The sequence below is a fragment of the Streptomyces sp. Alt3 genome (assembly GCF_030719215.1).
Lineage (GTDB): Bacteria > Actinomycetota > Actinomycetes > Streptomycetales > Streptomycetaceae > Streptomyces > Streptomyces glycanivorans.
Window position 1 is genome coordinate 4053828 of the sequence record NZ_CP120983.1, and the last position, 22698, is coordinate 4076525.

Below are 22698 nucleotides of genomic sequence, written 5' to 3' on the forward strand. Positions count from 1 at the left end.
CGCAGCTCACGGGCTCACCCTCTCAGATGTGCGCCCCTCTGCACGCCCGTGCGACTCCGTACGGGAGAATGGCCGGGTGACCTCAGCTACCGACTCGCCTCTGCCGGCCGTGACCCGGCTGATCGCCACCGATCTGGACGGCACCCTCCTACGCGACGACAAGACCCTGTCGGACCGCACGACAGCCGCACTGGCGGCCGCGGAAGAGGCGGGAATCGAGGTCTTCTTCGTCACCGGCAGGCCCGCCCGCTGGATGGACGTCGTCAGCCCCCATGTGCAGCGTCACGGCATGGCGATCTGCGCGAACGGGGCAGCGGTCGCCGATCTCCACGACGGCACACTCCTCAGGACGTATCCGCTGGACCGCGCGGTCGCCCTGGCCGTGGTCGACACCCTGCGCGAGGCGGCTCCCGGAGTCTCCTTCGCCGTCGAGCTGGCCACCGGCATCCATTACGAACCGGCCTATCCCCCGTTCCACATGGATCCGGGTGCCACGGTCGCCGTCGCGGAGAAGCTGCTCCGCGAGGAGGTTCCGGGCACCGGGGCGCCGGTCCTGAAGGTCCTCGCCCACCACCCAGAGCTCGCTCCGGACGCCTTCCTCTCGCTGGCCCGTGACATCGCGGGGGACCATGCGTCGTTCACCCGGTCCAGCCCCACCGCGCTGCTGGAGATCAGTGGACTCGGAGTCTCCAAGGCCGCCACGCTCGCCGCCTGCTGTGCGGAGCGCGGGATCTCGGCGGACGAGGTCGTCGCGTTCGGGGACATGCCCAACGATGTGGAGATGCTGAGCTGGGCCGGTGCGTCGTTCGCCATGGGCAACGCCCATCCGGCCGCCGTGGCCGCGGCGTCCGGGGTGACGCTCACGAACGACGAGGACGGTGTCGCGGTCGTGATCGAGCGGATCCTCGCCGCGCGCTGAGGTCACTGGTAGCCGGGGTGGCCCGCCCGTGCCGTCCCACGGCACCGGGCCGGTCGCCCTGCGTCAGAGCGGGACCTCCCAGGTCACCGTCGTGCCGCCGCTGTCCGCCCCTGTCCCCGGCCCGAACCAGCTCGCGCCGCCGAGGGACTCGGCCCGCCGCGCGAGGTTCCGCAACCCACTGCGCCGTCCGCCGTCCGGGATCCCGACCCCGTCGTCGGCCACCGTCAGCCGTACCCCGTCCCGCCCGTCCGGCAGCACCGCGGTCGCGTCCACCGTCACCTCGACCCTCGATGCCCCCGCGTGACGGAACACGTTGGAGAGCGCCTCACGAAGGGCCGCGATGAGGTTCTTGCCCGCGAGCTCCCCCACCAGCGAGTCGACCGGCCCCAGGAATCGGTGCGCGGGCATGAAACCCAGGGGGACCGCCGCCATGTTGATCTCCCGCAGCACTCGGGTCCGCAGCCCCGACGGAGCCTCCGCCGGTTCCTGCTGCAGCGCGAAGATGGCGGTGCGGATCTCCTGGATGGTCACGTCCAGCTCGTCTACGGCCCGTCCGATGCCGGCCTGCACAGCGGGGACCGAGGAGCGCCGCTGAGCGTCCTCCAGCATGATCCCGGTGGCGAACAGACGCTGGATGACCAGGTCGTGGAGGTCCCGGGCGATCCGGTCGCGATCCTCGTAGACGGCGAGCCGCTCCCGGTCCCGCTGGGCCTCGGCCAGCTTCAGGGCGAGTGCGGCCTGCGCGGCGAAATGGGTGGCCAGCGTCCGCTCCGCCCGGGTGAACGGCCGAGCGCCCCGGACCCGCGGGATGGACAGGGCCCCCAGCACCCGGCCGCCGCTGCGCAGCGGGAGCAGCATGTGCGGGCCGAACTGATCGGCCAGCCTGGTGATCAGCCGGGGGTCTGTCGCCGAGTCGTCCAGGAACACCTCCTCGCCCCTCAGGAGCGCCGCGACCACGGGGCTCTGCGGCGGGATGATCACGCCGAGGGAGGCGGACGGTGTGTCCCCGGCGACGGCGACGATCTCCAGGCCTCCCTGCGCGGCCGGAAGCAGCACGATGCCGACCTCGGCGTCGGCGAGACGGCGCGCCTGCTCTGCGACGACGGCGAGTGCCTCGTCGGCGTCCCCTCCCGAGAGGAGCGCGGTGGTGACGGCCACCGAACCGTCGATCCAGCGCTCTCGCCTGCGGGCCGCCTCGTACATCCGCGCGTGCCCGATGGCGATCCCGGCCTCCGTGGCCAACACGCGCAGCATGTGCAGTGCGTCGTCGCCGAAGGCGTCCCCGTCGTACTTCTCCATCACGTAGAGATTGCCGAAGGTCCGGTCCTGGTCCTGGATCGGAACCCCGAGGAAGGTACGCATCTTCGGGTGGCCCGCCGGAAAGCCCGCGAAGCGCGGATCCGTCTCCAGATCCTCCAGGCGGATGGACACGCCCTCCTGGATCAGTGCCCCCAGGAGCCCGGTGTGCCCGTCGGGCGGGCGTCCGATCGCCCGGGCGGTCTCCTCCGGCACCCCGTGGGTGATGAAGTCGCAGAGGTTCTCACCGGGCGTCTCGACGACGCCGATGGCCGCATAGCGGGCGTGGGCGAGTTCGGCCGCTGTCTCACAGATGCGCTCGAGGGTGGCGTGGAGTTCGAGGCCCGTCCCGACGGACCTCGTTGCCTCCAGCAGCTGCGGCACACGTGCCGTCAGCTCAGCGGAGAGCCCTCGCAGACCTCCGCTGGTCTGCTGCGCGGATCCGGGCGAGTCCTTCGGGTCAGGCTCGGGCATGCCCCGAGCGTAATAAGCACCCATTCGTACGGAAAGTCGGAATCCTGAACACCGGCTGCCCCTCAGCCCCGCACGGACACCGTCTCCCTCCGCCCCGCCGCGACACGCATCGGTTCCTGCTCACGTCGGAGCATCCGGAGGAACGGGCCGTCCTGTGCGGCCAGAGCGGCGTACGGACCCTGCTGCACCACCCGTCCTCCGTCCAGCACCAGAACCTCGTCGACCGCGTCGAGCCCGGCCAGCCGATGGGTGATCAGCACGGTCGTGCGCCCCTCGGTCGCGGCCAGCAGGTCGGCGGTCAGCGCGTCCGCCGTCTCCAGGTCGAGGTGCTCCGCGGGCTCGTCGAGCACGAGCACGGGGAAGTCGGCCAGGAGCGCACGGGCCAGTGCCAGCCGCTGCCGCTGTCCGCCGGACAGCCGGGCCCCGTGTTCGCCCACCAGCGTGTCGAGGCCGTCGGGCAGGGACAGGGTCCAGTCCAGCAGCCTGGCCGCGGCAAGGGCGTCCCGCAGTTGGGCATCGGTCGCACCGGGGCGGGCGAGCCGCAGGTTCTCACGGATGGAACTGTCGAAGACGTGTGCGTCCTGGGCGCACAGCCCGACGAAGGTCCGGACCGTGTCGCCGTCCAGCGCGGAGGCCTCCGTGCCGCCCAGACGGTACGTCCCCTCCCGGGCGTCCAGGAAGCGGAGCAGGACCTGCGCGAGCGTGGTCTTCCCCGAACCGGACGGCCCCACGACGGCGACCCGTTTGCCGGGGTCCAGTGTCAGATCGAGCGAGTGCAGCGCATCGCGCTCCGCGCCCTCGTAACGGGCGGACAGCCCGCGTACGTCAAGCGGGAAGGGCGAGGCGGGCGCGTCGGCCGGCTCTGCCGGTTCCTCGACCTGCACGGGGGCGTCCAGCACCTCGAAGACCCGCTCCGCGCTCCGCCCGACCCGCTGCCGGTACTGCACCGCGAGCGGCAGTCCTGTCACCGCCTCGAAGGCAGCGAGGGGAGTGAGGACGACCACTGCGAGCTCCACACCTGCCAGTCGGCCGTCGGACACCGCCGGCAACGCGAAGACCGCCGCACCCACGACGGTGAGCCCGCAGATCAGAGCCGAGAGCCCGCCGCCCAGCGCGGTCGCGGCCGCCGCGCGCGACGCGATCCGTGTGAGGACGCCGTCCGCCGTGCGCACCTGCCCCCTGCGGTCGGGCAGCGCACCGGCGACGGTGAGCTCGGCCGTGCCGCCGAGGAGATCGGCGACCCGGACGGCCAGCGCGGACCGGGCGGGTGCCAGCCGGCGCTCGGCGCGGCGGGCGCAGAGCCCGCTGAGCCACGGCACTCCCACGCCGGCGAGGAGCAGTCCGACGGCCAGGACCGCGCCCGCCTCCGGCAGCATCCAGCCGGTGAAGGCCACCGCCCCCGATCCGACCGCCAGCGCGGTTCCGGCCGGCAGCAGCCACCGCAGCCAGTAGTCCTGCAGTGCGTCCACATCGGAGACCAGCCGGGACAGCAGGTCGCCACGTCGCGTGGTCCGGAGACCGGCGGGCGCGACGCGTTCCAGGCCGCGGTACACGGCCACCCTGAGCTCGGCGAGCATCCTGAGCACGGCGTCATGGGACACCAGCCGCTCCGCGTAGCGGAAGACGGCCCGGCCGATACCGAAGGCCCTGGTCGCGGTCACCGCGACCATCAGATACAGCACCGGGGGCTGCTCGGAGGCACGTGAGATCAGCCATCCGGAGACGGCCATGAGTCCGACGGACGACCCCACGGCGAGGCTGCCCAGCAGAAGGGCCAGTCCCAGCTTCCCGTGCTGGGAGCCGGCGGCCTCCCTGACCCGGGCGAGAACACGGCCACCGGCCCTGGGAGCGGTGTCCTGGAGCAGCGCAGGGACGTCATCGTCCACTGCCGGCTCCCCCTGCTCGGGCGCTCGCCGCCGTCCCCGACCTCGAGGACGGCATCCGCGGAGTCCGGGACACCCGAAGTGGTCCTACCGGCCGGGGTCTTCCCCTCGGGCAGCCCGCCCGGGCGCGGCTCCAGCGCCACCACCCGGTCCGCGACCGAGAGGAGTGCCTGGCCGGTGGACGACCAGCAGCACGGTGCGGCCCTCGGCCAGCCTGCGTACCGCGTCGACGATGCCCGCCTCCGACTCGCCGTCCAGACTCGCCGTCGGCTCGTCGAGCAGCAGCAGAGGCCGGTCGGCGAGGAAGGCCCTCGCCAGCGCGAGCCGCTGTCGCTGGCCCGCGGAGAGACCGGCACCGTCCTCACCGAGCTGTGTTCCGGCACCGTCCGGCAACGCGGCCACGAAGTCGTTGGCCCCTGCCTCCCGCAGCGCGGCCATGACCGCCGCGTCGTCCGCGTCCGGACGGGCCAGCCGTACGTTGTCCGCGATCGTCCCGGCGAAGAGATGAGGCCGCTGCGGCACCCACGCGATCTGCTCGCGCCAGCGTTCCGGGGAGAGAGCGGAAAGATCGGTCCCGCCGACCCGTACCCGCCCCTCGTCCGGAACGGTGAACCCCAGCACCACGCTGAGCAGCGTGGACTTGCCGACTCCGCTGGGGCCGGTCAGGGCGACGGTCTCCCCGGGCTCGACCACGAGGGATGCGGCATCCAGCGAGGGCGCGGTCCGGCCCCGGTGCCGGACCGCCACGCTGTCCAGCTCCAGCCGCAGCTGCTGCGGCACGTCCTGGGAACCGCCGGCCACGGGCTCGGTCTCCAGCACCGCGAAGATCTCCTCCGCGGCGGAGAGCCCTTCCGCGGCCGCGTGGTACTGGGCACCGACCTGACGGATCGGGAGGTAGGCCTCCGGCGCCAGGATGAGAACGACCAGCCCCGTGTACAGGTCGAGCTCTCCGTGGACGAGCCGCATTCCGATCGTCACCGCGACCAGTGCCACGGAGAGAGTCGCCAGCAACTCCAGCGCGAAGGAGGACAGGAAGGCGATCCGGAGGGTCTTCAGCGTGGCCTGGCGGTACTGCGAGGTGATGCTGCGGATCGATTCGGCCTGCGCCTTGGCCCGGCCGAAGACCTTCAGCGTGGGGAGCCCGGCCACCACATCGAGGAAGTGCCCGGAAAGCCGTGACAGCAGCTTCCACTGGCGGTCCATCCGGGACTGGGTCGCCCACCCGATCAGAATCATGAAGAGCGGAATCAGCGGCAGAGTCACCACGATGATCGCCGCGGAGACCCAGTCCTCGGTGACGATCCGGGCCAGGACCGCCACCGGGACGACGACCGCGAGCCCAAGCTGCGGGAGATAGCGCGAGAAGTAGTCGTCGAGGGCGTCGACACCCCGTGTGGCCAATGCGATGAGCGACCCGGTGCGCTGCCCGCTCAGCCAGTCCGGGCCAAGCTCGGAGGCCCGCTCCATGAGCCGGCCACGGAGCTCGGACTTGACCGCGGCACTCGCCCTGTACGCGGCCAGTTCGGTCAGCCAGGCCACTCCCGCCCGCCCCAGCGCGACGGCGGCGAGCAGGAGCAGCGGTGTGCGGAGCCCGGCGACGGACAGCCCGTCCTCGAACCCGCCCACCACCACTTCGGCGACGAGCATCGCCTGGGCGATGACCAGAGCGGCTCCGACCAGCCCCAGGGCCACCACGGCCGCCAGGAAGAACCGGGTGGCCCGGGCGTACCGGAGGAGACGCGGGTCGATCGGTTTCACGTGAAACAGCTCCCCAGTGAGCTCATGTCATTGACTCGGCCGGTTCAGTGCGCGTCGGCGATGTGATGCGTACCGATGCGCTTCCGGAACACCCAGTACGTCCAGCCCTGGTACAGCAGCACCACCGGAGTGGCGATCCCCGCGCACCAGGTCATGATCTTGAGGGTGTAGGGACTCGACGATGCGTTGGAGACGGTCAGGTTCCAGGCGTCGCTCAGCGAGGACGGCATGACGTTCGGGAAGAGCGTCAGGAAGAGCATCGCGACGGCTGCGGCGATGGTCACTCCGGAGAACGCGAAGGACCAGCCCTCGCGGCCCGCCGAAACGGCAGCGATGGCCAGGACCAGCGACACCACGGCGATGATCATCGCGACCAGGCTCCGGACGTTGCCGTTGTCCGCCTGGGTCCATACGAGGAAGCCCAGCGCGAGCACTGCGGTGGCCAGACCCAGCTTCACGGCCAGCCCTCGGGCCCGGGCCCTGATGTCCCCGACGGTCTTGAGCGCGGCGAACACCGCCCCGTGGAAGGTGAAGAGGGACAGCGTCACCAGCCCGCCCAGGATGGCGTACGGGTTGAGCAGGTCCCAGAGGTTGCCGACGTACTCCATGTCGGCGTCGATCTTCACGCCGCGGACGATGTTCCCGAAGGCCACGCCCCAGAGGACGGCCGGGATCAGCGAGGTCCAGAAGATCGCGTGCTCCCAGTTGGCCTGCCAGCGCTCCTCGGGCCGCTTCGCCCTGTACTCGAACGCCACCCCGCGCACGATCAGACAGAGCAGAATGACCAGCAGGGGCAGGTAGAAACCGGAGAACAGGGTGGCGTACCACTCGGGGAAGGCCGCGAAGGTCGCCCCGCCCGCGCTGAGCAGCCACACCTCGTTCCCGTCCCAGACGGGCCCGATCGTGTTGATCAGGACCCGGCGCTCCTTGCGGTCCCGGGCCAGCAGCTTGGTGAGGACCCCGATTCCGAAGTCGAATCCCTCCAGGAAGAAGTAGCCGGTCCACAGGACGGCTATGAGCACGAACCAGACGTCGTGGAGTTCCATCTCTCAGCTCCGCTTGATCTCAGTAGGAGAAGGCCATCGGCCGGTCGGCGTCCTGGTCGTGGCCGCCGATCCGGGTGGGCGGGTTGAGGTCGGCCTCGGTGAGCTCGGGCGGTCCGGCCTTGACGTACTTCAGGAGGAGCTTGACCTCGATGACGGCGAGCACCGCGTAGAGCGCGGTGAAACCGATCATGGAGGTGAGGATCTCCCCCTGCGAAACCCCCGGGGAGACGGCGTCGCGGGTCTGGAACACCCCGTACACCACCCAGGGCTGCCGCCCCATCTCGGTGAAGATCCAGCCCCAGGAATTGGCGATCAAGGGGAAGAGCATGGTCCAGAGGGCTGTGATCCAGTACAGCTTGGCGAGCTTCGGGCTGAGCGCCTTGTTCCTGAACAGGACCAGGTTCGGCACCTCGTCCTCGCCGGTGCGCAGCGCCGGAGGCAGCAGGAACTTCCGCCGCGTCAGCCAAAGCCCGAGCAGACCGAGCCCGAACGACGCCATGCCGAAGCCGATCATCCAGCGGAAGCTCCAGAAGGCGACCGGGATGTTGGGCCGGTAGTCACCGGGGCCGTAGGTCTCCTGCAGTTCCTTGTTGATGTCGTTGATGCCAGGAACGTAGGAGGTGAAGGTGTTGTCCGCGAGGAACGAGAGCACTCCGGGGATGGAGACCTCGACGTCGTTGTGCCCCTCGGCGACATCACCGACGGCGAAGAGCGAGAAGGGGGCACCGTCCTCGCCCTCCCACAGCGCCTCCGCCGCAGCCATCTTCATCGGCTGCTGCTTGAACATCACCTTGCCGAGGGTGTCTCCGCTGACGGCGGTGAGCATCCCCGCCGCCACCACCGTGACCAGCCCGACCCGCAGTGAGGTGCGCATCACCCGGATGTGCTTCTTGCGGGCCAGATGGAAGGCGGAGATGCCGACCATGAAGGCACCGCCGACGAGAAAGGCCGCCGTGATGGTGTGGAAGAACTGGGTGAGCGCGGTGTCCTGGGTGAGCACCTTCCAGAAGTCGGTGAGCTCGGCACGGCCGCGTTCCTCGTTGATCCGGTAGCCGACCGGGTGCTGCATCCAGGAATTGGCGGCCAGGATGAAGAAGGTCGAGAGGATCGTGCCGATGGACACCATCCATATGCAGGCGAGATGGATCTTCTTCGGCAGCTTGTCCCAGCCGAAGATCCACAGCCCGATGAAGGTGGACTCGAAGAAGAAGGCGATCAGAGCCTCGAAGGCGAGCGGAGCGCCGAAGACGTCACCGACGAACCGCGAGTAGTCGGACCAGTTCATCCCGAACTGGAACTCCTGGACGATGCCCGTGACCACACCCATGGCGATGTTGATCAGAAAGAGCTTGCCCCAGAACTTGGTCGCCCTGAGGTACTTCTCGTTGTCCGTGCGCACCCAGGCGGTCTGCAGGCCGGCGGTGAGCGCGGCGAGAGAGATCGTCAGAGGGACGAACAGGAAGTGGTAGACGGTGGTGATGCCGAACTGCCATCGCGCCAGAGTCTCTGGTGCCAGAGCCAGGTCCACGACTCTTCTCCTTACGTCGCCGTGATCACAGCCGCGGGACGCCCGGTCGAACCACCCGATCACGGGAGGAAACGGGGCTCGCTTGTGAACGCGTTCACATTCACAAGCATTATGGCGCACATGTCTTCGAAGCCATCGGGTGGGGGGTGGTTTCCGGCCGACCGGGCCGACTCGACCGAAACCAGGCCGACCCCGCCCACCCGGCCGAAACCGGACAACCTCTCCGACACGGATCCGGCAGGCGGCCGGCGGCGGGAACAGCAGTGGCCCCGCACCTCGGCAATCGAGGTGCGGGGCCACCGGAAGGGGCCGCGGTACGGCCTCGCGGCTACAGCTCCTGCCGGAAGGACTTCGCGACCTTGAGGAACACGTCGTTGGCCTCGGCCTCCCCGATCGTGACCCGCACACCCTCACCGGCGAACGGCCGCACGACCACACCCGCGCGCTCGCAGACGCCGGCGAAGTCGAGCGTCCGCTCCCCGAGCCTCAGCCAGACGAAGTTCGCCTGGGACTCCGGGACGGTCCAGCCCTGCCGCACGAGCCCGTCGTACACCCGGGCCCTCTCGCCGACCAGCGATCCGACCCGCCCCAGCAGCTCGTCCTCGGCGCGGAGGGACGCCACGGCGGCGTCCTGGGCGACCTGACTGACGCCGAAGGGGACGGCTGTCTTGCGCAGCGCCGCCGCCACGGGCTCGTGCGCCACCGCGAAACCGACCCGCAGGCCCGCGAGGCCGTACGCCTTGGAGAAGGTCCGGAGCACCGCGACATTGGGCCGGTCCCGGTAGATCTCGATGCCGTCGGGCACGTCGGCGTCCCGGATGAACTCCCTGTACGCCTCGTCGAGCACGACCAGGACATCGTCCGGAACACGGTCCAGGAACCGTTCCAGCTCCACCCGGCGCACCACCGTGCCGGTCGGATTGTTCGGGTTGCAGACGAAGATCATCCGCGTCCGGTCGGTGACCGCGTCGGCCATGGCGTCGAGATCGTGCACCTCACCGCTGGTCAGCGGCACCTTGACCGAGGTCGCACCACTGATCTGCGTGATGATCGGGTACGCCTCGAACGAGCGCCAGGCGTAGATGACCTCGTCACCCGGGCCCGAAGTGGCCTGGAGCAGCTGCTGGGCGACACCGACCGATCCCGTGCCGGTGGCCAGATGGGAGACCGGCACCCCGAACCGGTCGGCCAGCTCGTTCATCAGACCGGTGCAGGCCATGTCCGGGTACCTGTTGAAGGCGGCGGCCGCGGAGAGCACCGATTCCATGACACCGGGCAGCGGGGGATACGGGTTCTCGTTGGAGGACAGCTTGAAGGCCACCGGTCCGTCCGCGGACGCCGGCTTGCCCGGCACATACGCAGGGACGCCGTCCAGCTCGGCGCGCAGCTTGGGGCTCGTCTCGCTCACCGCAGGTCCTCCTCGACCATCCGTACACATCAATACTGCTCACCATATGAGGATTGGGCACCTGTGCGAACGGCCCGGATCCGAAATCGTCCCCTCCGGACGGAAACGGTGGCCGCGCACCGCCCCGGCCGACTTCGGCAGGACTTCGGGAGGGGGGAGCGTCGCGCATCGCCCCGTGCGCCGGTCGCGCACTCCGTGGCGCGCATCCCTCGAACAGGTGAGTTGAGACCGCTTCGAGACATGCAGCATTCAGCAGGTACATGCGCGTCGATGCATGACACATTAATCCTGACGCCATCAACACCCGTGATTTACAAGGCATTTAAGCGTCTATGATCATGCAGAAACGTGCCTGCCGACGTAGGCATATGCGACCGGCTCAACCCGGCGTCGGACCCCTACTATCGGCTCGCCATGACAGCAGCAGGGAAGCACCAGGTGAGCCGGACAGAGACGCCCCGGCGCAGCGGCCGACAGGCACGGGCGGGGATCCGGGACGTGGCCGCGGCGGCCGGAGTCTCCATCACGACCGTTTCCGACGCGCTCAACGGCAAGGGCAGGCTCCCGGACGCCACCCGCCGGCATGTCCGCGAGGTCGCCGAGCGGCTGGGCTACCGCCCGTCCGCGGCGGCCCGGACCCTCCGCACGGGCAAGTCCGGGCTCATCGGCCTGACCGTGACCACGTACGGGGATGAACCTTTCACCTTCACCGAGTTCGCGTACTTCGCGGAGATGGCGAGAGCCGCCACCTCGGCCGCGCTCGCCCGCGGCTACGCCCTCGTGATCCTTCCCGCCACGTCACGCCACGACGTCTGGTCGAACGTCGCACTCGACGGCACGGTCGTCATCGACCCCTCCGACCAGGACCCGGTCGTCACCGAACTCGTACGCCAGGGCCTGCCCGTCGTCTCCGACGGACGCCCGGCGGGCACCCTGCCGGTCACCGCCTGGGTCGACAACGATCACCGGGCGGCCGTACTCGACCTCCTGGACCATCTCGCGGCCGCGGGAGCCCGCCGCATCGGGCTGCTGACCGGCACGACCACCGACACGTACACCCGGCTCTCCACCACCGCCTACCTCCACTGGTGCGAGCGGGTCGGCCAGGACCCCGTCTACGAGTCCTACCCGGCTCACGACCCCTGCGCGGGAGCGGTGGCCGCCGACCGGCTCCTGGCCCGCCCGGACCGCCCTGACGCCGTCTACGGGCTCTTCGACCCCAACGGCACGGATCTGCTCGCCGCGGCACGCCGCTACGGCCTGCGGGTCCCGGAGGACCTCCTGCTCGTCTGCTGCAGCGAATCCACCGTGTACGCGTCGACCGAACCCCCCATCACCACGCTCTCGCTGAAGCCCCGCAGAATCGGCACAGCGGTCGTCCAGCTCCTCATCGACGCCATCGAAGGCGTCGAACACGACGGACCCGTGGAGCAGGTGATACCGACGGAGCTCATCGTCCGTACGTCCTCGCAACGGCGTCCGCCGCGCACCACGGTCAGCGCTCCGCGATCCCCTGCCGGGGACTGATCGGATCAATTCGGACCAAACGGCCGATGAACCGGGTGTGCGCACGGATTCACCACCCCTGGTGCGTCACACAGAACGATCCGCATTCCTATGATGGGCGCACGACACCGCGGACCACCTCTACCAGGCAGGGACCGTCAGGTGTACGGAGGCGCGACGGTGGTGGAGGGGTCGATGACTCAGGGGGCCGGTCAGGAACCCGTGGTGCGGACAGCGACGTTGCGCGACTTCCGCGTACCGCCGTACGCGCAGGTGCCGATGGGAGCGGCCCTGCCGCACCCCGGTGACGTCGCGGTGGGCGACGAGCCACCGGCGGGGTACACCCCCACCGAGCGCGATCTGCCCGTGATCAACCGCGGCGACACCGTCCAGGTGCAGACCGTTCCGGACGCCCGGCCCGCAGGCGAAGCGGGCCGCGGTCCGCTGTTCGTCGTCGGCGACGTCCACGGCTACCTGGACGAACTGCTGGCCGCCCTGGCCGAGCAGGGCCTCGTCGACGCCGACGGGCGGTGGGCGGCAGGCAACGCCAGGCTCTGGTTCCTCGGCGACTTCACCGACCGCGGCCCCGACGGCATCGGCGTCATCGACCTCGTCATGCGGCTCTCCGCGGAGGCCGCGGCGGCCGGCGGGTACTGCAAGGCCCTCATGGGCAACCACGAACTCCTTCTGCTCGGCGCGAAGAGGTTCGGCGACACCCCCGTGAACTCCGGGGCCGGAACCGCGACCTTCCAGGCCGCCTGGCTGCTCAACGGCGGTCAGAAGACGGACATGGAGCGGCTCCAGGACGTCCACCTGCAGTGGATGGCCCGGCTCGACGCGGTCGTCGAGGAGGACGGGCATCTGCTCATGCACTCCGACACGACGGCCTACCTCGACTACGGGACCACCATCGAGGACGTCAACGACACGGTGCACGCCATTCTCACGCGGAACGACGCCGACGAGTGCTGGGACCTCTTCCGCAAACTCACCAAGCGGTTCGCCTTCCGCGACGAGGGCGGCGCACAGGCCGTCCGCGAACTGATGGACACCTACGGCGGGCAGCGCGTCGTCCACGGTCACAGCCCCATTCCGTACCTGCTCGGAGAGGTCGGACCGGAGGAGGGCGAGGACGTCTCACGGCCCGTGGTGGACGGCCCGCACGTCTACGCGGAAGGACTCGCCATCGCCATGGACGGCGGAGTGACCATGGCCGGAAAGCTACTGGTCGTCCAACTCCCCCTGCATGACTGACGGTCGTCGGGGAAGGAGCGTCACGACCCGGCGCCGTCGACGGGTCGGACCTATTTCCGGAAACCCCCTGTCACCCTGTGGCGTAGGCGCTCTACCATCGGCGTATCAGTAGCAGGCTCTCCTCCGTTTCCGCCTGATCATCCGGCCGCCGCACGGCCGGTCAGGCCCTACGGAGCATCGGGGGATGCACATGAAAAGCGCTCCGCACCTGCTGGCCGAGGACCGCCCGGAGTACGAGCGGATCCTTGCCGACGCACTGCGTCATGCTCACGAACGGCCCGATCTGGACGGAGTGGGCGACCGTCTCAACACGGAACAGCTGCGCACGATGGTGCTCGACGCCACGCCCCTGATCACCGAGGCCGCCGCCGCCGAGTACCAGCACTACGTGAAGGTCCGCGGCGAGTTGCGCGGACCGGAGGATCCGGAGGCCCGCTCCTCCGTCCTCGAACCGGCCACGGACGAGGCCACTCCGGCAGGCGCGGGTACCCTCGCGGTCATCGCCGTGCTGGCTCCCCTCCTCGCGGCCACGGCGGCCCTGATATTCCTGCTGGTCGGGTACCCCCTGAAGGCGCTGGACCCCGCCCCGGCCTTCGCCGGGACGATGGTCGCCGCCGGGTGGTTCTTCGCCGCTGTCGCCGCCGCCGCCATCCTCGTCGCCGCGGTCGGGCTCCTCGTCACGGCCCTGCGCAACGGAGCCAACGCACTGCCGGCCGTGGACGAGGAGGAGGAACTGCCGGAAGACGTGGCGCGCGCCCGGGAGGCATGGCGCCACGCCCTGCTGGAGCGCGGCATCCTGCCCTTCCTCCGGGACGCGCTGGCCGACCCGACCGCAGGCCCCGCCTCACGGACGCCGCACCGCTCGGCCAACCGCATCCCGAAGATCGGTTACAGCAGACCGGACTTCTCCGGGCCTGGAGACGGCCCCTCGGCCGGCACCCGTCCCACCTTCACCAGCCCCGACTTCACCAGCCCGGACTTCGGCGGCCCCGAACACCGGCCGGAATGATCCGGCCGGTGCGACGGGGGCGTCGGGGTGGTCCGCCGCACCGGAGAAGACCCTGGGGTCAGTCCGCGAGCGGCAGATAGACCCTGTTGCCGGCCGCCGCGAACTCCTTGGACTTCTCGGCCATCCCCGCCTCGATCTCGGCCTGTTCGTCCCCGTGCTCCCGCCGGATGTCGTGGGAGATCTTCATCGAGCAGAACTTCGGCCCGCACATCGAGCAGAAATGCGCCGTCTTCGCCGGCTCGGCCGGCAGCGTCTCGTCGTGGAACTCCCGCGCGGTGTCGGGATCGAGGGCCAGATTGAACTGGTCCTCCCAGCGGAATTCGAACCTGGCGTCCGAAAGTGCGTCGTCCCACTCCTGCGCCCCGGGGTGCCCCTTGGCCAGGTCCGCCGCATGCGCGGCGATCTTGTAGGTGATGACGCCGGTCTTCACGTCGTCACGGTTCGGCAGCCCCAGGTGTTCCTTGGGCGTGACGTAGCAGAGCATCGCCGTTCCCCACCAGGCGATCATCGCCGCACCGATGCCCGAGGTGATGTGGTCGTACGCGGGGGCCACATCGGTGGTGAGGGGGCCCAGCGTGTAGAACGGCGCCTCCTCGCAGATCTCCTGCTGAAGGTCGATGTTCTCCTTGATCTTGTGCATCGGGACATGGCCCGGGCCCTCGATCATCGTCTGGACGCCGAACCGCTTGGCGACGGTGTTGAGCTCACCGAGCGTACGGAGCTCCGCGAACTGCGCCTCGTCGTTCGCGTCGGCGATCGAGCCCGGCCGCAGTCCGTCGCCGAGCGAGTACGTCACGTCGTAGGCCGCGAGGATCTCGCAGAGCTCCTCGAAGTGCTCGTACAGGAACGACTCCTTGTGATGCGCCAGGCACCAGGCCGCCATGATGGACCCGCCGCGCGAGACGATCCCGGTCTTGCGGCGCGCCGTCAGCGGGACGTACGGCAACCGGACGCCGGCGTGCACCGTCATGTAGTCGACGCCCTGCTCCGCCTGCTCGACGACCGTGTCCTTGTAGATCTCCCAGGTCAGTTCCTCGGCCCGGCCGTCGACCTTCTCGAGCGCCTGGTAGAGGGGGACGGTGCCGATCGGCACGGGGGAGTTGCGCAGGACCCACTCGCGGGTGGTGTGGATGTTGCGGCCGGTGGAGAGGTCCATGACCGTGTCGGCACCCCACTTGGTGGCCCAGGTCATCTTGTCGACCTCCTCCTCGATGGAGGAGGTGACCGCGGAGTTCCCGATGTTGGCGTTCACCTTCACCAGGAATCGCTTACCGATGATCATCGGCTCGATCTCGGGGTGGTTGACGTTGGCCGGCAGAACCGCCCGGCCCGCGGCGATCTCCTCGCGCACGACCTCGGGTTCGACGTTCTCCCTGATCGCGACGTACTCCATCTCCGGGGTGATCTCGCCCCGGCGGGCGTACGCGAGCTGGGTGACGGGCCGGCCGTCACGGCTGCGGCGCGGCTGCCTCGGCCGGCCCGGGAAGACCGCGTCGAGGTTGCGCAGTCCCCCGCGCGGTGAGGTGTGCTTCAGCCCGTCGTCCTCGGGCCGGGTGGGCCTGCCCGCGTATTCCTCGGTGTCTCCGCGGGCGATGATCCAGTTCTCCCGGAGCGGGGCGAGGCCCCGGCGCACATCGGTGTCGACGCCGGGGTCGGTGTACGGCCCGGACGTGTCGTACAGCGTCACGTCGTTGCCGTTGGTGAGATGCACCTGCCGGACCGGCACCCGGAGATCCGGGCGTGAGCCCTGGACGTAACCCTTGTGCCAGCCGATGGACTTCCCGGCCTCGTCGTTCTCCGTGCCGGCGCTGTCCGCCGGGTCCACGTCGTCCGTCGGGATCTGCGCATTCCGCGCATTCCGCATCGAGGCAGGCGTGCGTGCGTCCGCTGTGGTCATGAGACCTACTCCCTACGCCGGCATTACCCGGTAACAGGTTCGGCGGTCGACGCAGCGTGTCCCGTATGGATATACGGAGGTCAGCGCCCTCTCAGCCCGGTGCTCCGAGCTCCCGCGTGTACAGATGTGGCTCCACGCTAGCCTCCTTTCTGGCGTGCTGACCAGAGGGCCTCCCCGGTTCTTGGGATGATCGCCGGGTGACGTCCCCCGGAAGCGCCCCTGAATCCCCCGGCCACGCGACAGGCAGCACGCAGAGCCACGTGCACGCCCACAGCCACAACCACGGCCCGGCCGCACCCGTCTCCAAGCACCTGCGCAAAGTCATCGCGGCCGTGGTGATCCCCTTCGCGACCGCCGTGCTGGTGGGCCTCGTGGCGTTCTGGCCCGGCGGTGCCCCCGCCCATGAACGCACCGGTGTCGGGTTCGACCGGCAGACCCAGGACGGGAGGGTGACGAAGGTCGTGTCGGTCGACTGCGCCGACGTCAACGCCTCGCAGGTACCGCCGACCGGCGACACCTCGACGCCGTCGGGACGGGAGGCCGTCAACGAGCAGTCGGGGCAGTGCAAGAAGGCCACGGTCGAAGTGACGACCGGTAAGGACAAGGGCCGTACGTTCGTCGAGGTCATCCAGCCCGACGCCCCGCGTCAACTGCGCGAGGGCCAGGGTGTGGTCGTGGCGTACGCACCCGACGCGCCCCGGGATCTGCAGTACTCGGTCACCGATGTGGACCGCAGTGTTCCGATGGCGCTGCTCGCCGGGATCTTCGCCCTCGCGGTGGTCGTCGTGGGCAGGCTGCGCGGGCTCATGGCGCTGATCGCACTGGCCGTGTCCTTCGCCGTGCTGACCCTGTTCATCCTGCCGGCGATCCTCCAGGGATCGAATCCACTGGTCGTGGCGGTGATCGGGGCCAGTGCGATCATGCTGATCGCCCTCTACACCTGCCACGGACTGACGGCCCGCACCTCCGTGGCCGTCATCGGCACGCTCATCTCGCTGCTGCTGATCGGGCTGCTGGGCTCGCTCTTCATCGGCTGGGCCAGCCTGTCCGGGAACACCGACGACAACACGGGGCTCATCCACGGGCTGTACCCGGACATCGACATGAGCGGCCTGCTGCTGGCCGGTGTGATCATCGGCTCGCTCGGCGTCCTCGACGACGTGACTGTCACCCAGACGTCGGCGGTCTGGGAACTGCACCAGGCCGACCCGACGATGGGCGTGCGCCGGCTCTACCGCGCGGGCATCCGGATCGGGCGCGACCACATCGCCTCGGTCGTCAACACGCTCGTGCTCGCCTACGCGGGCGCGGCGCTTCCGCTGCTGCTGCTCTTCTCGATCGCGCAGAGCAGCGTGGGCACCGTGGCCAACAGCGAACTGGTCGCGGAGGAGATCGTGCGGACGCTGGTCGGATCGATCGGCCTGGTCGCCTCGGTGCCGGTGACGACGGTGCTCGCGGCCCTGGTGGTCTCCGCGGACCGCACGGGGCTCGGCGCGGAAGCCGGAGCTCCTGCACCCGCACGGACCGGGAGGGGCCGACGCCGCAAGGCATGAGCCGGGACACCGGACGCATGGACCCGGGTCGCCGGCGCTCGGTGTTCAGCCGGATGATCCTGTTCAGCCGGCGTTCTGCTCCTTGGCGAGGATGCGGCCCAGTGCCTCTTCCAGATTGCCGTCGAAGTCACCCAGCGTGTGCTCCTGCCCGAGTGGAACCAGCTTGTCCGTCCGATCGAGAAAGGCCACAAGAGGTGCCGTGCCGGCCCTGAAGAGCGCCCTGTCCGCGCCGACCTGAAGGCGGATGTGCACGTCCGACAGCCCTTCGGGCTCGATCGGGCCGATGTGCACATCGCCGTCGCCACTGGGGCTGTTGAGACCGTCGAGCAGCAGCTCGCGGCCGAATGCCCAGGTGACGGGGGCGTCACCTGGCAGGTGGAAGGTCATCCGGATCGCATACGGATCGCTGACCTCGTACCGGAGCTCCACCGGAATACGGAAGGAGAGCTCCTCGGAGACGAGGAAGCTCATCATGACCTCTGCTTGAACCGACTCGCGCATCGTTCAACCCCGCAGTAGATGAAACTGGCCAGGAATGATCCCCCATGGCCCTATTGACGCCATCGTGGTGCACGCGATAGCAGATCACAAGGAGTGATTTTTCAGATACTGATAGAGAACACGAACGAGCGCAAGAGGGTGGTCACTTCACAGCGTAGTTGTTCGACTGCGGGGAGCAACCGTTCTTCTTGGCCCAAGGGGAGAGAAACAGCCATGGCCGCGACGGCGGAACCGACAGTGATCGGAATGGCCGCACAGACCGTCCCCATGGCGTACTCCTGCCGTTCGACGACAGGTTCCGTACGTTTCATCGATCTCAGCCGACCCAGCAGCGCCTGACGATCCCTTACGGAGTAACGCGTCAGCGGCCGCACGGGGTGCCGGTCCAGGTGGTCCTCGCGCGCACGCTCGTCGAGCTGCCCGAGAAGACACTGACCGAGGGCGTGGGCATGGCCCGTCTCCCGGAACGAGGCCCACTCATGCACCGCGGGTGCGGCGGGAGTGTCGGCAACGGCGACCATCTCGATCTCGCCGTCCTTGTAAAGGGCGCAGTACACGGGGGCGCCGATGACGTGCGCCCAGTGCGCGAGGGAGTCGACGATCACTCCGGGACGCGGAGTGGCCGGGCCCCCGCCGAGCCGCTCGGCCGCGGCCCCGAACAGGAAGACGCCGTTCTCCCTGCGGAGATATCCCTCATGGGTCAGGGTTCGCAGCAGGTGGTAGGCGGTGGGGAGGGGAAGCCCGGCCTCCCGGGCAAGCTGCTTCGCCGGCGCCCCGTCCCGATGGGTGCCCACAGCCTCCATAAGTCTCAGCGCCCGCTGAACCGAACCGATCAACGTCGGGACAGCGGCACTCGATGCCGTGGTCACAGGTCACCCCCAGGCATGGTGACGGGCTCTCAGCCCTCCCGCGGGGGCCGCCCCCACGGGCCCGCCGCGAGCCTGGGGTCCGGAGACCGGACGGTCGCACGAACCACTGGGCAGGATGGTGACGGACCGTCATTTCCCAGCTGGCGGCAGCGGTACGTCACTGTATCCGCACGTTCAGTCACGAGTGAGGTTTCGTCCTGGACTTAGCTCAGCTGGGCTAACCGCCGAATATGTGACCCGTCACCCGCTACGCGTACACGCTGTGACCACCGTGCCCGCGCCGTCCTCCTACCAGCCTCCGCGCTCGGACGAGGACATGAACTTCCGGACGACAAAGATCAGGCCACCCACGAGGACGACGAACACCAGCACCTTGAACAGCAGCCCGATGACGAAGCCGACCACACTGGCGATCAGACCACCGAACACGACGATCACGATGAGAGGCACCGCGATCCACTTCACCCACCAGGGCATCCCCGCGAAAATCTCCCGCACCGCCATCACCGTTACCTCGTCTCCGTGAGTTCCTGCTCCGATGCTAGAGGCGCGGGGGTGGCCTGTGGGGGCCGGGATCCCTTGAAGTCCCCTGAGCGATCCCCTAGGGAACGTCAAGATCCCGGACCGTGTTACCCGGAGGAAGCCCCGGAGACCGACCGCTCAGCCCTCCGGCGGGGAGAAGACCACCATCACCCGGAGGTCCTCGGTGATGTGGTGGAACTTGTGGGCGGCCCCGGCAGGTACGTACACGACGCTCCCCCGCCCCACCTGGGTGGTCTCCGTGCCGACCGTGATCGAGGCCCTGCCGCTGACGACGAAGTACACCTCGTCCTGCTGATGCGGTTGCTGGGGGTCGAGCGCGCCGGCGTCCAGGGCGTACAGACCGACTGACATGTTGCGTTCCCGGACGAACTGCAGATAGGCGCCGTCGTTGGCGGCGCGTTCCGCCTCCAGCTCGTCCAGTCTGAATGCCTTCATCGTCCGTCCGCCCCTCGCGCCTGTGCTCGTACACCCAGCCGGTGTCAGCCACCGATCATGTCTGCCACGATCAGACACATGAAGAATTTCGTAGTCAAGACGATCGCCAACGCGGGTGCACTGGCCGTGGCCATCTGGCTGCTCCAGGACATCACGCTGACCGGGGACAACACCGGACGCAAGACCCTCACCCTGATACTGGTGGCGCTGCTCTTCGGCTTGGTGAACTTCGTCGTCAAGCCGGTTGTGAAGCTGCTCACCCTGCCTCTGTTCATCCTGACGCTCGGGCTGATCACCCTCGTGGTCAACGCGCTGATGCTGATGCTGACCTCCTGGCTCGCCGGAGTCGTCAGTCTGAACTTCCACGTCGACGGCTTCTGGACCGCGGTCCTGGGCGGCCTGATCATCTCGGTCGTTTCCTGGGCGCTCAACGTGGTGCTCCCCGACGAGGACTGACACGTCCCCTGATGACACAGTGCGGAGCGGACCGGTGAGCACCGGGGAGAGACGAGGTAATGGGAATGAGCACCATGGGTGACGGGACACGGGCCGTACGAGCGGGCCTGCCCGAACCGGAACAGTACGAGCCCACTCTCCCCGGGCCGGTCTTCGCCGCCCACTTCCATCTGTCCGGCGAGCCCGTCGGTCCTTACACCTACGGCCGGGAGACGAATCCGACCTGGACCCACCTGGAGCGGGCCATCGGCGAGCTGGAGGCCCCGGGGGAGGAGGTGGAGACGACGGTCTTCGCCTCCGGTATGGCGGCCGTCTCCGCAGTGCTCCTGTCCCAGGCGCGCACCGGCGACGTCGTGGTCCTGCCGAACGACGGGTACCAGGCGCTGCCCCTGGTGCGCGAGCAGCTGGAGGCGTACGGCGTCGAGGTCCGCACCGCGCCGACCGGCGGCGACGCCCAGTCGGGGCTCCTGGAGGGAGCCAAGCTCCTCTGGATCGAGACCCCCTCCAACCCCGGGCTCGACGTCTGTGATGTGCGCAGGCTCGTCGAGGCCGCGCACGCCGCAGGCGCTCTGGTCGCGGTCGACAACACCCTGGCCACTTCTCTCGGCCAGCGCCCCCTCGAGCTTGGCGCCGACTTCTCGGTGGCCAGTGACACCAAGGGGCTGACCGGGCACGGGGACATCCTTCTGGGTCATGTGAGCTGCCTGGACCCACGGCTCTCGGCCGGGGTACGGCGCTGGCGCAAGGTGGTCGGCGCGATTCCCGGCCCCATGGAGGCCTGGCTCGCACACCGCTCGCTGGCGACTCTGCAGCTGCGGATCGACCGTCAGTGCTCGACGGCTCTGGCCCTGGCCGAGGCCTTGGCCGAGCGCACGGACGTGACGGGACTCCGCTATCCGGGGTTGCCCACCGACCCCTCGTACCCGATCGCCGTGCGACAGATGCGGCGCTTCGGCTCGGTGGTCTCGTTCGAGCTGGCGGACGAGCGGACCGCAGAGCGCTTCCTGGGCGCTCTGCGGCTGGTGGACGACGCGACGAGCTTCGGCGGCGTACGTTCCACCGCCGAGCGACGGGCGCGCTGGGGCGGTGACGCGGTACCGGCGGGCTTCATCCGGTTCTCGGTGGGCGCCGAGGATCCCGAGGACCTGCTGGCGGACGTGGAACGGGCGCTGGACGCGTCGGTGCGCTGAACCGTCCGCATACGGACCCGGCAGGGCCGGTCCGGGACAGGCGTCCCCGTCCACCGGACCGGCCCCGCTCGGGACGAGCGGTCCGAGCCTCCCCCTCGTGGCTCGGACCGCCCCGGTTCCTGCGCCGAGAACCGCCTGGACAAGGCTAGTTGACTGTGCGTCAGTGTCCAATCACAGTAACGACAGCCAGCTATCGACATATTTATAGTTGAGGCGGTCGTAAGGGACGGTGCGGTCCGACGCAGCGTCAGCCGAGGCGGAGAGGGCGGACCGTGGACCTGTCCCTGCTGCGCACGTTCGTCACGGTGCACAGGGCCGGATCATTCACTCGGGCCGCCGCCCTGCTCGGGCTCTCACAGCCCGCGGTCACCTCGCAGATACGCGCCCTGGAACGGCAACTGGGCCGCCCGCTCTTCCTGCGCAGAGCCCGCGGGGTCACCCCGACCACCGTCGGCGACGAGCTCGCCCACCGGGCCGCCCCTCACCTGGACGCACTGGTCGACATCGTCGAGGCCGGGCTCGACGAGGAGTCGGGGACGCGCACCCTGCACCTGGCGGGCCCGCCCGAGTTCACCTCCGTCCGGGCACTGCCGGCCCTCACACCGCTGATCTCCCAAGGGCTCGCACTGCGCAGCACTTTCGTCACGAGCGCCGAGGACATGTGGGAAGGGCTGGCAGCCGGACACCATGATCTGGCCATCACGACGGCCCGACCGCGGGGTGGACCGATGACATCGACCACGCTCTGCGACGAGGAACACGTCCTGGTCGCCGCGCCGCGCTGGGCGGGGCGCCTGGGGCCCGGTGTGCTGCGGCACAAGGGCTCCGTGCTTCTGGAACAGCTTCCGGTGGTCGAGGTGCACGAGAGCCTTCCGCTGATCTCCCGCTACTGGGCGACGGTCTTCGACAGCCGCCCTGCCGCTTCCGCCGCTGTGATCGCACCGGATCTCCGGGCGGTTCTGGAGTGCGCGGCAGCGGGCGCAGGCCTCGCGGTGTTACCGCGCTATCTCTGCGAGGACGCGCTGGAGCGGGGTGAGGTCGTGGCGCTGCTCGACCCTCCGGTACCGCCGCTGCGCACGTACTTCCTCATCGCAAGAACCGGCACACTCGGTCTCCCGCACATTGCGCGGGCGCACGAGTTGCTGGTGCGTGCTGCCGTGGACTGGTGACCGG

General features: G+C 69.3%; 17 protein-coding genes and 1 pseudogene. 8 read left to right on the forward strand and 10 right to left on the reverse strand.

Annotated elements, in window-relative coordinates; all coding sequences use genetic code 11:
* Positions 1-76: 76 nt before the first annotated feature.
* On the forward strand, positions 77-919 hold the full coding sequence (locus tag P8A20_RS17835) for a Cof-type HAD-IIB family hydrolase (RefSeq protein WP_147958534.1): 843 nt from the start codon (positions 77-79) through the stop codon (positions 917-919).
* A gap of 63 nt (positions 920-982) precedes the next feature.
* Here the strand turns inward: P8A20_RS17835 and P8A20_RS17840 are convergent, their stop codons facing one another.
* The 5 genes and pseudogenes from P8A20_RS17840 to hisC form a co-directional block, all read right to left on the reverse strand.
* Complete coding sequence (locus tag P8A20_RS17840) at positions 983-2689, reverse strand: sensor histidine kinase (RefSeq protein WP_147958535.1); 1707 nt, start codon at positions 2687-2689, stop codon at positions 983-985.
* A gap of 62 nt (positions 2690-2751) precedes the next feature.
* Positions 2752-6330 (reverse strand): annotated as a pseudogene (gene cydD / locus P8A20_RS38715) (thiol reductant ABC exporter subunit CydD).
* Between the two features lie 44 nt (positions 6331-6374).
* Positions 6375-7376 carry a cytochrome d ubiquinol oxidase subunit II gene (gene cydB / locus P8A20_RS17855; RefSeq protein WP_147958537.1) on the reverse strand — a complete coding sequence of 334 codons (1002 nt, stop codon included), beginning with the start codon at positions 7374-7376 and terminating at the stop codon, positions 6375-6377.
* 19 nt (positions 7377-7395) lie between these two features.
* Positions 7396-8904, reverse strand: coding sequence for a cytochrome ubiquinol oxidase subunit I (locus tag P8A20_RS17860; RefSeq protein WP_147958538.1), 1509 nt, complete (start codon positions 8902-8904; stop codon positions 7396-7398).
* Between the two features lie 328 nt (positions 8905-9232).
* The gene (gene hisC / locus P8A20_RS17865) at positions 9233-10312 is read right to left on the reverse strand and encodes a histidinol-phosphate transaminase (RefSeq protein WP_147958539.1); all 1080 of its coding nucleotides are present in this window, start codon (positions 10310-10312) and stop codon (positions 9233-9235) included.
* Between the two features lie 414 nt (positions 10313-10726).
* Between hisC and P8A20_RS17870 the strand changes: the two genes are divergently transcribed.
* From P8A20_RS17870 to P8A20_RS17880, 3 genes are all read left to right on the forward strand, one after another.
* Positions 10727-11839 (forward strand): LacI family DNA-binding transcriptional regulator, encoded by a 1113-nt coding sequence (locus P8A20_RS17870; protein ID WP_147958540.1) that lies wholly within the window; start codon positions 10727-10729, stop codon positions 11837-11839.
* Between the two features lie 174 nt (positions 11840-12013).
* Positions 12014-13072: a metallophosphoesterase gene (locus tag P8A20_RS17875; RefSeq protein WP_147958541.1), complete on the forward strand. Its 1059-nt coding sequence runs from the start codon at positions 12014-12016 to the stop codon at positions 13070-13072.
* Positions 13073-13256: 184 nt separating this feature from the next.
* On the forward strand, positions 13257-14081 hold the full coding sequence (locus P8A20_RS17880; protein ID WP_306103856.1) for a hypothetical protein: 825 nt from the start codon (positions 13257-13259) through the stop codon (positions 14079-14081).
* 58 nt (positions 14082-14139) lie between these two features.
* Here the strand turns inward: P8A20_RS17880 and thiC are convergent, their stop codons facing one another.
* Entirely contained in the window at positions 14140-15978 is a 1839-nt protein-coding gene (gene thiC, locus P8A20_RS17885; protein WP_306103857.1) for a phosphomethylpyrimidine synthase ThiC, read from the reverse strand.
* A gap of 197 nt (positions 15979-16175) precedes the next feature.
* Between thiC and P8A20_RS17890 the strand changes: the two genes are divergently transcribed.
* A complete protein-coding gene (locus P8A20_RS17890) occupies positions 16176-17531 on the forward strand; it encodes a YibE/F family protein (protein WP_147958544.1) in 1356 nt (451 codons plus the stop codon).
* A 63-nt stretch (positions 17532-17594) separates the two neighbouring features.
* Here the strand turns inward: P8A20_RS17890 and P8A20_RS17895 are convergent, their stop codons facing one another.
* From P8A20_RS17895 to P8A20_RS17910, 4 genes are all read right to left on the reverse strand, one after another.
* A complete protein-coding gene (locus P8A20_RS17895; protein ID WP_030123081.1) occupies positions 17595-18032 on the reverse strand; it encodes an SsgA family sporulation/cell division regulator in 438 nt (145 codons plus the stop codon).
* 101 nt (positions 18033-18133) lie between these two features.
* Positions 18134-18901: an IclR family transcriptional regulator gene (locus P8A20_RS17900; protein WP_187282094.1), complete on the reverse strand. Its 768-nt coding sequence runs from the start codon at positions 18899-18901 to the stop codon at positions 18134-18136.
* Positions 18902-19189: 288 nt separating this feature from the next.
* A complete protein-coding gene (locus P8A20_RS17905; RefSeq protein ID WP_147958545.1) occupies positions 19190-19405 on the reverse strand; it encodes a DUF5326 family protein in 216 nt (71 codons plus the stop codon).
* A gap of 156 nt (positions 19406-19561) precedes the next feature.
* Positions 19562-19879, reverse strand: coding sequence for a cupin domain-containing protein (locus P8A20_RS17910; protein ID WP_099173235.1), 318 nt, complete (start codon positions 19877-19879; stop codon positions 19562-19564).
* A gap of 78 nt (positions 19880-19957) precedes the next feature.
* Between P8A20_RS17910 and P8A20_RS17915 the strand changes: the two genes are divergently transcribed.
* The 3 genes from P8A20_RS17915 to P8A20_RS17925 all read left to right on the forward strand — a co-directional run bounded on the left by P8A20_RS17915 (position 19958) and on the right by P8A20_RS17925 (position 22694).
* The gene (locus tag P8A20_RS17915; RefSeq protein WP_147958546.1) at positions 19958-20335 is read left to right on the forward strand and encodes a phage holin family protein; all 378 of its coding nucleotides are present in this window, start codon (positions 19958-19960) and stop codon (positions 20333-20335) included.
* A gap of 65 nt (positions 20336-20400) precedes the next feature.
* Positions 20401-21525, forward strand: coding sequence for a cystathionine gamma-lyase (locus tag P8A20_RS17920; protein WP_147958547.1), 1125 nt, complete (start codon positions 20401-20403; stop codon positions 21523-21525).
* A gap of 272 nt (positions 21526-21797) precedes the next feature.
* Complete coding sequence (locus P8A20_RS17925; RefSeq protein ID WP_147958548.1) at positions 21798-22694, forward strand: LysR family transcriptional regulator; 897 nt, start codon at positions 21798-21800, stop codon at positions 22692-22694.
* The last annotated feature ends 4 nt before the right edge of the window (positions 22695-22698 follow it).

Coding starts and splice junctions, on each gene's coding strand:
- P8A20_RS17840 (WP_147958535.1), bottom strand. CDS start 2,689: ATGCCCGAGCCTGACCCGAAGGACTCGCCCGGATCCGCGCAGCAGACC.
- cydB (WP_147958537.1), bottom strand. CDS start 7,376: ATGGAACTCCACGACGTCTGGTTCGTGCTCATAGCCGTCCTGTGGACC.
- P8A20_RS17870 (WP_147958540.1), top strand. CDS start 10,727: ATGACAGCAGCAGGGAAGCACCAGGTGAGCCGGACAGAGACGCCCCGG.
- P8A20_RS17875 (WP_147958541.1), top strand. CDS start 12,014: ATGACTCAGGGGGCCGGTCAGGAACCCGTGGTGCGGACAGCGACGTTG.
- P8A20_RS17880 (WP_306103856.1), top strand. CDS start 13,257: ATGCACATGAAAAGCGCTCCGCACCTGCTGGCCGAGGACCGCCCGGAG.
- thiC (WP_306103857.1), bottom strand. CDS start 15,978: ATGACCACAGCGGACGCACGCACGCCTGCCTCGATGCGGAATGCGCGG.
- P8A20_RS17895 (WP_030123081.1), bottom strand. CDS start 18,032: ATGCGCGAGTCGGTTCAAGCAGAGGTCATGATGAGCTTCCTCGTCTCC.
- P8A20_RS17905 (WP_147958545.1), bottom strand. CDS start 19,405: ATGGCGGTGCGGGAGATTTTCGCGGGGATGCCCTGGTGGGTGAAGTGG.
- P8A20_RS17910 (WP_099173235.1), bottom strand. CDS start 19,879: ATGAAGGCATTCAGACTGGACGAGCTGGAGGCGGAACGCGCCGCCAAC.
- P8A20_RS17915 (WP_147958546.1), top strand. CDS start 19,958: ATGAAGAATTTCGTAGTCAAGACGATCGCCAACGCGGGTGCACTGGCC.
- P8A20_RS17920 (WP_147958547.1), top strand. CDS start 20,401: ATGAGCACCATGGGTGACGGGACACGGGCCGTACGAGCGGGCCTGCCC.